At 56.0% G+C, this 282-nt stretch carries 1 protein-coding gene; it reads right to left on the reverse strand.

Annotation, left to right across the window (positions count from 1 at the left end):
* Nucleotides 1-268, reverse strand: a 268-nt coding sequence (locus tag AC4HNJ_RS21875) for a carboxymuconolactone decarboxylase family protein (RefSeq protein WP_490481725.1), incomplete at its 3' end; no start/stop codon positions are given.
* Nucleotides 269-282 lie beyond the last annotated feature (14 nt).

Raw genomic sequence — 282 nt, forward strand, 5'->3', positions numbered from 1 at the left:
GCAAGGCAGCGCGCTCGCGCTCCGAAAAGAACGACGTTTCCTGCCAGGCACTCCATACAGCGAGACGGCGATCATTCTCGCCCCCTTTGCGCGCATCACTGCTGTGCATGTCCATGCAGTATGCGCAACCGTTAATCTGGGATGCACGCAGACGTACCAGCTCGATCAACGGTTTTTCCAACGAGCTTTTGGCTACGCGCTGTTCCAGGCCCATCATAGCCTTGATGGCTTCCGTGCTGGCTTTGTAAAAGTCGAGACGCTCGCTCATATGAATGAACTCCC

It is taken from the genome of Dyella sp. SYSU CM1112 (assembly GCF_058216415.1).